Consider the following 10,838-nt stretch of genomic DNA (forward strand, 5'->3'; position numbering starts at 1 on the left):
CGCCATGAGCGCCCTCCGCACACGCCGTCCCCGGGGGGCGGGGGCCGTCCGTCCGCCGCAGCGCCGTGCGGAGCGGGTGCTGCTGGCCGGCGCCGCCGGCTGGAACGCGCTGCTGGCGGTGCTGACCCTCTTCCCGTACCAGTACTGGTTCGCCTCCAGCGGCTATCAGGGGCTGCAGGACGCCGAAGCCCTCGGCTCGGCGTCGATGGTCACCGAGGTGGCCGCCGTCGTGCGCACCTACGGCATCGCCGTGCTCCTGGGGGCGCTGCTGACAGCGGTGGTCGCCTGGCGGCTGAAGCTCCAGCACAGCCGTGCGGTCACCTGGTGGCTGATCGCCTGCGTGATCGGGACCTTCCTGACCCGGGATGTGGTCAGCGTCCTGCTGTACAGCGTCTGCCTGGCGCTCTACCTCTCCCGCTCCCGGGCGCTGCGGCTCCATGCCCAGTCCCAGTCCCAGGCCCAGTCCCAGGCCCAGGCCCAGGAGCAGGCGGCGCCACCGACCGCTCCGCACCCCCTCACCCCCGAGCAAGGAGACCGATGACCTCCCCTGTGACCACCCGAGAGACGACTGCAGCGACACCTTCTGGCGAGTCCGCTGTGAGTCCCGATCCGACCCCTGCCCTGACCGCCGTCGTCGACGTCGACGTCCCCGGCCCCACCATCAGCCGTCATCTCTACGGGCACTTCGCCGAACACCTCGGGCGGTGCATCTATGACGGATTCTGGGTGGGGGAGGGCTCCGAGATCGAGAACATCGGAGGCATCCGTGCCGACGTGGTGGAGGCGTTGCGGGCCATCGAGATCCCCAACCTGCGGTGGCCTGGAGGCTGCTTCGCCGATGAGTATCACTGGACCGACGGAATCGGGCCGCGGGGTGAGCGTCCACGCATGGTCAACACCCACTGGGGTGACGTGGAGGAGAACAACCACTTCGGCACCCATGAGTTCATGGCGCTGTGCGACCTGCTCGGCGCTGAGCCCTACATCTCCGGAAACGTCGGTTCGGGGACGGTGAAGGAGACGAGCAACTGGGTCGAGTACCTCACTCGCGCGGGAGACTCGCCGATGGCTCGGCTCCGTGCCGAGAACGGCCGTCGGGACCCCTGGGATGTGACCTTCTTCGGCATCGGCAACGAGCCTTGGGGCTGCGGCGGCAACCTGACCGCCGACCAGTTCAGCACGCTGGCCCGGCAGCATGCGACCTACGCCCGAGACCACGGGCAGGCGCGTCTGTACCGTGTGGCGGCCGGAGGGAACGAGGGAGACTATGCGTGGACCGAGGTGCTCATGAAGCAGCTCACCGGTGGCCTGGGAGATCCGGCGCCGCGGGATCTGTACCAGGCGATCTCCTTCCACTGCTACACGATGTCCGGCTCGTGGATGGACAAGGGCTCGGCCACAGAGTTCACAGACCAGGAGTACTGGGCGACGATGGCCCGCGCCCACCGGGTGGGGGAGCTGATCGCCGGTCATGCCGCGGTGATGGACGCCTACGACCCGACGAAGAAGGTCGGCCTCGCCCTGGACGAATGGGGCACGTGGTGGAACGTCGAGCCGGGCACGAATCCCGGCTTCCTGCACCAGCAGAACACGCTGCGCGATGCGCTGGTCGCGGCCGTGCACTTCGACGCGTTCCATGCCCATGCCGATCGCCTGAGGCTGGCCAACATCGCCCAGACGGTCAACGTGCTGCAGTCGATGGTGCTCACCGACGGGCATCAGCTGGTGCTCACTCCGACCTATCACGCCTTCGCGATGGACGTGGGCCATCATGACGCCGCCCATCTGCCGGTGCGCCCGGTGGGAGACGTCACGCAGCGCGAGGCAGACGGGCGGACCGTGCCCGCGGTGACGGCGACGGCCTCCACCAAGGAGGGCGCCGTGACGGTGACGGCCGCGAATCTCGACCCCGACTCCGCGATGACGGTGGAGCTGCGGCTGCGGGGGCACGGACCTCTGGAGCTCGCGGGGGCCACGGTCCTGACGGCGGCCGACCCCCGGGAGCACAACACGGCCCAGGAGCCGGATCGGGTGGCGCCCGCGCCGTTCGAGGGGGCGAGATGGGTGGAGGGCACGCTGCGCCTGGAACTGCCGCCTTCAGCCTATGTGAGCATCCGACTCGCCGCCTGAGTCGGGCCGGTGGTGCGGTCAGGCCATTGACCGAATGAATCGATCCAATTACTGTATCGATCAGGCCGTGAGGAATCTCACAGATGTTCGCGGGGTCGTGTTCGACGTCGACGATCCTCCATCGGCTGCACCGCACCACCCATGTTCGTCGAGAACCCCGTCGGCCTGGGCCGGCGACGAGACACTGAAGAGGAGCACGTCATGAGGACCAGCACCGCCAGCACCGCCAGCACCGCCAGCACCGCCAGCACCGCCAGCACCGCCAGCACCGCCAGCACCGCCAGTACCGCCAGATCTCTAGGGCGCGCCAGGACAGCCCGGGGGGCTCGTCTCACCGCGCTCGGATGTGCCGGAGTCATCGCCCTCACCGCCTGCGGCAACGGCGCAGACGCAGGCGGCGACGACGGCGACGTCACCCTCCGCTTCGCCTGGTGGGGCGCGGAGCACCGCAACGCGATCACCGAGGAGGTCGTGGATCTCTACGAGGAGCAGAACCCGCATGTGACGATCTCCACCGAGTACAGCGACTGGGAAGGCTACTGGGACCAGCTGGCCACGCAGACCGCCGGCGGGGGAGCCCCCGACATCATCCAGATGGACGACACCTACCTGCGCGAATATGCGGACCGCGGGGCGCTGCTGCCGATGGACGATCTCGACACCTCCGGGTTCGACCAGGACGTCGTGGACAACGGCACCACCGAAGACGGGCTCATGGGGATCACCACCGGCATCAACACCATCACGGTGCTGGCCAATCCGGACCTGTTCGCCGAGGCCAACATGGAGATCCCCGACGACACCACCTGGACATGGGAGGACTACATCGATCTCACCGCAGAGCTCAATGAGACGCTCGGTGACGGATACTGGGGCGATGGCGGGGTCCCGCAGACCGTGGACCTGCAGGTCTGGCTGCGGCAGCATGGCAAGCATCTGACCACCGACGACGGCGAGCTCGGATTCACCGTCGAGGACGCCGAGGAGTACCTCGAGTTCCAGCAGGAGCTGCTGGAGCGGGGCTCCTATCCGCCCGCGTCGGTCATGCAGGAAGAGTCCAACGCCGCGCCCGGAGAGTCGATCTTCGAGCAGAGCGAGCAGGCGGTCGGGCGGTGGTGGAGCAACATGGTTCCGGGTCTCTCGGATCTCGCCGGCGTCGACTTCGAGCTGCTGCGCTACCCCTCGGTCACCGGAAGCAGCGAGGACAACGGTCTGTGGTTCAAGGCCACGATGATGTTCTCGGTGACGTCCCAGACCGAGTACCCGGAGGAGGCGCAGGCCTTCGTGGACTTCCTGGTGAACTCCGAGGAGGCCGCCGCGGCCACCGGAATGGACCGGGGACTTCCCGCCAATGTGGAGAACCGCGAGATGGTGCTCGACGAGCTCCAGGGCCAGGAGCTGGCGGTGGCCGAGTTCATCAACGAGATCGAAGACGAGATCGGCGAGGCCGAACCGGTGCCGGCCCTGGGCTTCTCGGGACTGCAGGACATCGCCTATCGGTACTGCAACGAGATCTTCTTCGAGCGGCAGTCGCCCGCCGAGGCGGCGGAGCGGATGCATGCGGAGATGGAGGAAGCGATCGGCTGACCGGAGCACCTCGGCGGGGCCGCGCGCGTCTGGGATTGCTAGCATGCGAGGTGTGCGCGGATCCCGTCGAGACGTGTGGTCGGCGCCAGGACGGCGAACAGGAGGCACAGCCGGTGGGCACGGTGAGGATGAGCGACGTCGCGCGAGCCGCTGGGGTCTCCACCATGACGGTCTCCAATGTCGTCAACGGTCGGCCGGGAGTCAGCGAGGAGGTGCGGCGGCGCGTGCTGCGCCAGCTCGCCGACTCGGGCTATCGGATGAACGTCTCCGCGCGAAACCTCCGTTCGGGCCGCAGCGGAGTGATCGGCCTGGCGGTCCCGGGCCACGACATCCCCTATTTCGGCTCGCTCGCCATGCATGTCGCCAGGGCGGCGGAGGAGCGCGGCTACCGGGTGGCCGTGGAGCAGACCGGTGCGCAGGAGGCCGGAGAGGTCGCCGCGATCCAGTTCTCCCGCGCGATGGACTATGACGGGCTCATCCTGAGCACGGTCGGGATGGATCTGGACAAGCTCGAGGTCGCCGCCGGCCTTCCCATCGTGCTGCTCGGGGAGCGCGAGAACCCCACCGCCGCGGACCATGTGGTCATGGCCAACGAGGACGGCTCCCGGGCCGCCGTCGCGCATCTGCTGGCACAGGGAGCGCGGCGCATCGCCTTCATCGGCGGACCTGAGACGCAGGACCAGACCATCCACAGTCTGCGCATGTCCGGATACCGCGAGGCGCTGGCGCAGGCCGGCCTGGAGGTCGATCCTGCACTGCTCGTCGAGGCTCCGGAGGTCACGCCCGAGGCCGGCCGTCGTGCGGGCCATCGACTCGCCGAGACGATCCACGCCGCCCGTGCGGCCGGCCGGGTCGCTGTCGATGCGGCCTTCGCCCTCACCGACACTGTGGCCTTCGGAGTGATCCGCGGACTGGCTGATCATGGGCTCGACGTTCCCGGGGACGTGCTGCTGGTCGGCTTCGACGACATCCCGGAGGCACAGTTCATGGTGCCCTCGCTCAGCTCGGTGGCGCCGGACCATGCCTGGACGGCCCGGCGTGCCGTGGAGCTGCTGTTGGAGCGGATCGACGCTTTCGGCGGGTCGGCCGAGCGTCCCGCGCCGGAGGCCCGCGAGGAGGTCATCCCGTGGTCGCTGGCAGTCCGGGAGTCCTCCTCGCCGGTACCATCACCGAAGGGGAACACGGCGGTCCGGCGCCCTGAGCGCCAGGAGGTCTCGACGGAGGTCGAACCTGCGGAGCCCTCCGCCGCGCATCCCCGGTCATCGTCGTCCACTCCGACAGGAGCCGCACCATGAGCACCGTGTTCACCAAGATCATCGAGGGCGAGTTGCCCGGCCGCTTCGTCTGGCAGGACGAGGTCTGCGTCGCGTTCCTCAGCATCGCGCCGCTCGCCTACGGCCACGCCTTGGTGGTGCCGCGCCAGGAGGTCGACCGCTGGACGGACGCCGACGGCGACCTGGTCGCCCATCTGATGCGTGTCGCCCACCGTATCGGCAAGGCCCAGGTGGAGGCCTTCGGATCAGCTCGTGCGGGGCTGACGATCGCCGGCTTCGAGGTGGAGCACCTTCATCTCCACGTGTGGCCGTCGAACTCGATGGAGGACCACGACTTCGGTCGTGTGCTCACCGATCCGGATCCGCAGACGATGGACGAGGCCGCCGAGAAGCTGCGCGTGGCGCTGCGGCTGATGGGCGACTCGGACACCGTACCGGTCGACTGAGCGGCGGCGCGATGACGATGGCCTCGGGGCGCTCCGGCGAGCGGGCCCCTTCCATGGTCGACGTCGCCCGGGTCGCGGGGGTGTCCCATCAGACCGTCTCCCGGGTGCTGAACTCCCCGGACGTCGTCCGGCCGGACACCCGCGAACGGGTGGAGAAGGCCATGCGAAGCCTCGGCTATCGCCGCAACAGCACCGCCCGGGCGCTGAAGACTCGGCAGACCGGGCTGATCGGGGTGGTCAGCCCCGGGGACTCGACGTTCGGGCCCAGTCGGATGACGGCGGCGATCGAGTCGGCTGCGCGCGAGGCGGGATACGCCACAGCGCTGAGTGTGGTCCGTCGGCCGGGTCCGGAGACCGTCGACGAGGCGTTGGAGTTCTTCCTGGACCGGGGGATCGACGGCATCGTGGTGATCGCCCCGGTGGTTGCCATGGCCGAGGCCGCCCGCCAGATTTCGCGCACTGTGCCGGTGGTGGTGCTGGCCTCTGCCGCCGAGGCCTCGGCGGACATGCAGGTGGTCGGCATCGACCAGGTTGCCGGTGCCCGGCGGGCCGTGCGGCATCTGCATGAGGCTGGGCGGCGGCGCATCGCGCATGTCTGCGGACCGGAGGACTATCTCGACGCGCAGGGGCGCATCGTGGGGTGGCGCGAGGAGCTGCAGGCGGAAGGGCTCGACCTGCCGCCGTTGGTGCGTGCCGACGGTTGGGCGGCGGCCGACGGGTATGCCGCGGCGGGACGGATGCTGGCCGCGGGGATCTGCGAGAGTGCCGGCGGCGAGGCTCGGCAGCTCCCGGACGCCGTCTTCGCGGGGAATGACCACCTGGCCCTGGGGATCATCCAGGCCGCGCGGGAGTCTGGTCTCCGAGTGCCGGAGGACCTGGCCGTGGTGGGGTTCGACGACGTCGACGGCGCGGACTTCTTCTCTCCTGCGCTGACCACTGTGCGTCAGCCCTTCGAGGAGGCCGGGGCGGCGGCGATGGCTGCGCTGTTCGGAGGCGGCGATCCGGGAACGGGTGCCGGAACGGGTGCCGGAGCGGGTGTCGGCGCGGCTCCGGACGGGGACCAGGGGCGCGTCGCGATCCTGCCACGGCTGGTGGTGCGCCGCTCCGGTTGAGTGCTCGCCGACCGTCCGGCTCCTGCTGGTCCGGGCCCCTCCTGGGCTGCGCCTGGGCTGCTCGTGGGTTCGATGAGACGTCCGATGACGGGCTCGATCACAGTTCGGATGACGGGGTGGCGTACGCCACAGCAGAATGTTAACGTTAACATCATCATGTCCGGGGCTCCCTGGGACCTCCGCCTCGGAGGCGCTCCCAGGAGCTGGACAGCATCCCTGCCGACCCCGAAGGAGCCAGCTCCCGATGACCTCTCCCGATGCTGTGGTGATCGGTGTCGACTTCGGCACCCTCTCCGGCCGTGCCCTGGTGGTGCGCGTCCGCGATGGTGCCGAACTCGGCAGCGCCGTCCACGAGTACCGCCACGCGGTCATGGACTCGGCCCTGACCGCCCACCAGGGTGAGCCCCTGCCGCCGGACTGGGCGCTTCAGCTGCCCGCCGACTACGTCGACGTGCTGAAGAACGCCGTGCCCGCTGCGCTCGAAGCCTCCGGAGTCCCGGCCGAGCACGTCATCGGCATCGCCACCGACTTCACCGCCTGCACCATGGTCCCCACCACCGCCGACGGCACCCCGCTGAACGAGCTTGAGGCCTTCGCCGACCGTCCTCATGCCTACGCGAAGCTGTGGAAGCACCATGCCGCCCAGGGGCAGGCCGACCGCATCAATGAGCTCGCCCACTCCCGTCAAGAGGCGTGGATCAGCCGCTACGGCGGCTTCATCTCCTCGGAGTGGGAGTTCGCCAAGGGGCTGCAGATCCTCGAGGAGGACCCGGAGGTCTACGCGGCGATCGAGCACTGGGTCGAGGCGGCCGACTGGATCGTCTGGCAGCTGACGGGCCGCTACGTCCGCAACGCCTGCACCGCCGGGTACAAGGGCATCTACCAGGACGGCTCCTATCCGTCGAAGGACTTTCTGGCCGGGCTGAACCCGGACTTCGCCGACTTCGTCGAGGACAAACTGGACCACGAGATCGGTCAGCTCGGCGACCGCGCGGGTGGGCTCTGTGCCCAGGCCGCCGCGTGGACCGGACTGCCCGAGGGCATCGCAGTCGCCGTGGGCAACGTCGACGCCCATGTGACCGCACCGGCGGCCGATGCCGTCGAACCCGGCCAGATGGTGGCGATCATGGGGACCTCCACCTGCCACGTGATGAACGCCGAGGTGCTCGCCGAGGTCCCGGGCATGTGCGGCGTCGTCGACGGCGGGATCCTCGCCGGAGCATGGGGCTATGAGGCCGGCCAATCCGGCGTCGGGGACATCTTCGGCTGGTACGTGGAGAACCAGGTGCCTGGAGCGTACGCCGAGGAGGCTGCCGCGCGAGGGCTGAGCCTGCACGAGCTGCTCACGGAGAAGGCCCAGGCCCAGCCGGTCGGGGCTCATGGGCTGGTGGCGCTGGACTGGCACTCGGGCAACCGGTCCGTGCTGGTCGACCACGAGCTCTCCGGGCTCGTGCTCGGCCTCACCCTGAGCAGCAGGCCGGAGGACGTCTACCGGGCGCTTCTGGAGGCCACCGCCTTCGGCACCCGCACCATCATCGAGGCCTTCGGCGCCTCCGGAGTTCCGGTCCGCGAGCTCGTCGTCGCCGGCGGACTGCTGAAGAACTGCTTCCTCATGCAGCTCTACTCGGACATCACTCAGCTGCCGATCTCCACGATCATCTCCGAGCAGGGCCCGGCGCTCGGCTCGGCCGTCCACGCCGCCGTCGCCGCAGGCGCCTTTCCGGACGTGCGCAGCGCCGCCCCGGTGATGGGCGGACGGGTCGTCGAGGCCTACACGCCGGACCCGGTGGCGGCGCGGGCCTACGATGTGCTCTTCGCCGAGTACCAGGCGCTGCACGACCATTTCGGCCGCGGCGGCGACGACATCATGCGCCGGCTGAAGCGGATCCGCCGCGAGGCCCACGCCGTCGCACAGGACGACGCCCAGCGGACAGCAGAGAGCCAGCAGGGCGTACGGACCCAGGAGGTGCCGGCATGATCCGACTCGTCGAGCAGAGCAGCGAACTCCAGGAGGCCGTGGCCCGCACGCGCAACAAGGTCGCCGCACTCCACGCCGAGCTGCCCCGCAACGAGCTGGTGGTGTGGACCGCCGGCAACGTGTCCGAGCGGGTGGAGCCCCCCGCCGAAGCCGACGGCGGCCCGGGACTGTTCGTCATCAAGCCGTCAGGAGTCTCCTATGACGAGCTCACCGGCGAGAACATGGTGGTCTGCACCCTCGACGGGGAGAAGATCGACGACGGCACCCCGGACCGGCTCAGACCCTCCTCCGACACCGCGGCCCACGCCTATGTCTACCGTGAGATGGATGGCGTCGGGGGAGTGGTGCACACCCACTCCACCTACGCCACCGCCTGGGCCTCCCGCGCGGAACCGATCCCGTGCGTGCTGACCATGATGGCCGACGAGTTCGGCGGCGACATCCCGGTCGGACCCTTCGCGCTCATCGGTGACGACTCCATCGGCCGCGGCATCGTCGAGACCCTGCGCGAGTCCCGTTCGCCCGCGGTGCTGATGGCCCAGCACGGTCCCTTCACCATCGGCGCCGATGCGAAGGCGGCCGTGAAAGCGGCCGTGATGTGCGAGGAGGTCGCCCGCACCGTCCACTTCGCCCGGGCCTACGGGGAGCCGCCGCGCATCGATCAGGCGCAGATCGACTCCCTGTATGACCGCTACCAGAACGTCTACGGCCAATAGGCACCCGAGACCGACCCTGTTCCCGCCCACCACCTGCTCCAGGAGAACCCACCCATGGCATCCCCGTTCACCGGCAAGACGATCTGGTTCCTCACCGGATCCCAGGGCCTCTACGGCGAGGAGACCCTGCGCCAGGTCGCCGAACAGTCCCAGCGTGTGGCGACCATGCTCGACGGCGCCGAGGACATCCCCGTCACCGTCGAGTGGAAGCCCGTCCTCACCGACCGTGACGCGATCCGCCGTGCCGCGCTGGACGCCAACTCCGATCCCGACTGCCTCGGCGTGATCGTCTGGATGCACACGTTCTCTCCGGCGAAGATGTGGATCCAGGGGCTCCACGCCCTGGACGTCCCGCTGCTGCACCTGCACACCCAGGCAGACGCCGCGCTGCCGTGGGCGGAGATCGACATGGACTTCATGAACCTCAACCAGGCCGCCCACGGCGACCGCGAGTTCGCCTACATCGCCACCCGGATGGCCACGCCGCGCAAGACTGTGGTCGGCCATGCCTCCGACCCCCGCGTCACCTGGCGCATCGGCACCTGGGCTCGTGCGACGGCCGGATGGGACGCGCTGCGGAACCTGAAGCTGGCCCGCTTCGGGGACAACATGCGCAACGTGGCGGTCACCGAGGGGGACAAGACCGAAGCCGAGATCCGCCTGGGCGTCTCGGTCAACACCTGGGCGGTCAACGAGCTGGTCGAGCGGGTGGACGCCGTCGAGCAGTCGCAGGTGGACGCCCTGCTGACCGAATATGACGAGCTCTACGACGTCGCTGAGGAGCTCCGCGCCGGTGGTGAGCGTCGCGAGTCGCTGGCCTACGCGGCTCGTCAGGAGGCCGGGATGCGCTCCTTCCTCACCGAGGGCGGATTCGGAGCCTTCACCACGAACTTCGAGGACCTCGGAGGGCTGCGGCAGCTGCCCGGTCTGGCGGTGCAGCGGCTCATGGCCTCCGGGTACGGATTCGGCGCCGAAGGGGACTGGAAGACCGCCCTGCTGGTGCGCGCGGCCAAGGTGATGGGCCACGGCCTGCCCGGGGGCGCTTCGCTGATGGAGGACTACACCTACGAGATGACTCCGGGGAAGGAGAAGATCCTCGGAGCGCACATGCTGGAGATCTGCCCGTCGCTGACCACGGCGAAGCCCCGGGTGGAGGTGCACCCGCTGGGCATCGGCGACCGTGAGGACCCGGTCCGCATGGTCTTCGACACCGACCCCGGCGAGGGCGTCGTCGTCGCGATGGCCGACCTGCGTGAGCGGTTCCGGCTGACCGCCAACGTGGTCGACATCGTCGAGCCCGAGGCGGAGCTGCCGCACCTGCCGGTCGCCCGGGCCGTCTGGGAACCGCGCCCTGACTTCGCCACCTCGGCCGAATGCTGGCTGACCGCCGGGGCCGCACACCACACCGTGCTGACCACTGCTGTCGGCCTGGAGGCCTTCGAAGATCTGGCCGAGATCGCGGGCATGGAGCTCGCGGTGATCGACGAGGGCGCGACCGCCCGCGGATTCGCCCAGGAGCTGCGCTGGAACGCGGCCTACCACCGCCTCATCCCAGGACTGTGAGCGTCGTCAGCTCCGGCGGGCCGGCCCGCCAC

At 69.5% G+C, this 10,838-nt stretch carries 9 protein-coding genes; all 9 read left to right on the forward strand.

Annotated features, from left to right (window positions below):
* Nucleotides 1–4 precede the first annotated feature (4 nt).
* Nucleotides 5–541 (forward strand): hypothetical protein, encoded by a 537-nt coding sequence (locus ACYVKI_RS03485; RefSeq protein ID WP_460688943.1) that lies wholly within the window; start codon nucleotides 5–7, stop codon nucleotides 539–541.
* The gene (locus ACYVKI_RS03490; protein ID WP_460688944.1) at nucleotides 538–2,130 is read left to right on the forward strand and encodes an alpha-N-arabinofuranosidase; all 1,593 of its coding nucleotides are present in this window, start codon (nucleotides 538–540) and stop codon (nucleotides 2,128–2,130) included. The genes ACYVKI_RS03485 and ACYVKI_RS03490 overlap by 4 nt, the downstream gene beginning before the upstream one ends.
* 201 nt (nucleotides 2,131–2,331) lie before the next feature.
* Complete coding sequence (locus ACYVKI_RS03495; RefSeq protein WP_460688945.1) at nucleotides 2,332–3,717, forward strand: ABC transporter substrate-binding protein; 1,386 nt, start codon at nucleotides 2,332–2,334, stop codon at nucleotides 3,715–3,717.
* Between the two features lie 128 nt (nucleotides 3,718–3,845).
* The gene (locus ACYVKI_RS03500) at nucleotides 3,846–5,012 is read left to right on the forward strand and encodes a LacI family DNA-binding transcriptional regulator (protein WP_460688946.1); all 1,167 of its coding nucleotides are present in this window, start codon (nucleotides 3,846–3,848) and stop codon (nucleotides 5,010–5,012) included.
* Nucleotides 5,009–5,437: an HIT family protein gene (locus ACYVKI_RS03505; protein ID WP_460688947.1), complete on the forward strand. Its 429-nt coding sequence runs from the start codon at nucleotides 5,009–5,011 to the stop codon at nucleotides 5,435–5,437. Before ACYVKI_RS03500 ends, ACYVKI_RS03505 begins: the two co-directional genes overlap by 4 nt.
* Nucleotides 5,438–5,448: 11 nt before the next feature.
* Nucleotides 5,449–6,549, forward strand: coding sequence for a LacI family DNA-binding transcriptional regulator (locus ACYVKI_RS03510; protein WP_460688948.1), 1,101 nt, complete (start codon nucleotides 5,449–5,451; stop codon nucleotides 6,547–6,549).
* Nucleotides 6,550–6,793: 244 nt separating this feature from the next.
* Complete coding sequence (gene araB, locus ACYVKI_RS03515; RefSeq protein WP_460688949.1) at nucleotides 6,794–8,527, forward strand: ribulokinase; 1,734 nt, start codon at nucleotides 6,794–6,796, stop codon at nucleotides 8,525–8,527.
* The gene (locus tag ACYVKI_RS03520; RefSeq protein ID WP_460688950.1) at nucleotides 8,524–9,243 is read left to right on the forward strand and encodes an L-ribulose-5-phosphate 4-epimerase; all 720 of its coding nucleotides are present in this window, start codon (nucleotides 8,524–8,526) and stop codon (nucleotides 9,241–9,243) included. Before araB ends, ACYVKI_RS03520 begins: the two co-directional genes overlap by 4 nt.
* A 54-nt stretch (nucleotides 9,244–9,297) precedes the next feature.
* On the forward strand, nucleotides 9,298–10,806 hold the full coding sequence (gene araA / locus ACYVKI_RS03525) for an L-arabinose isomerase (RefSeq protein ID WP_460688951.1): 1,509 nt from the start codon (nucleotides 9,298–9,300) through the stop codon (nucleotides 10,804–10,806).
* Nucleotides 10,807–10,838 lie beyond the last annotated feature (32 nt).

This window comes from Nesterenkonia suensis (assembly GCF_054782935.1).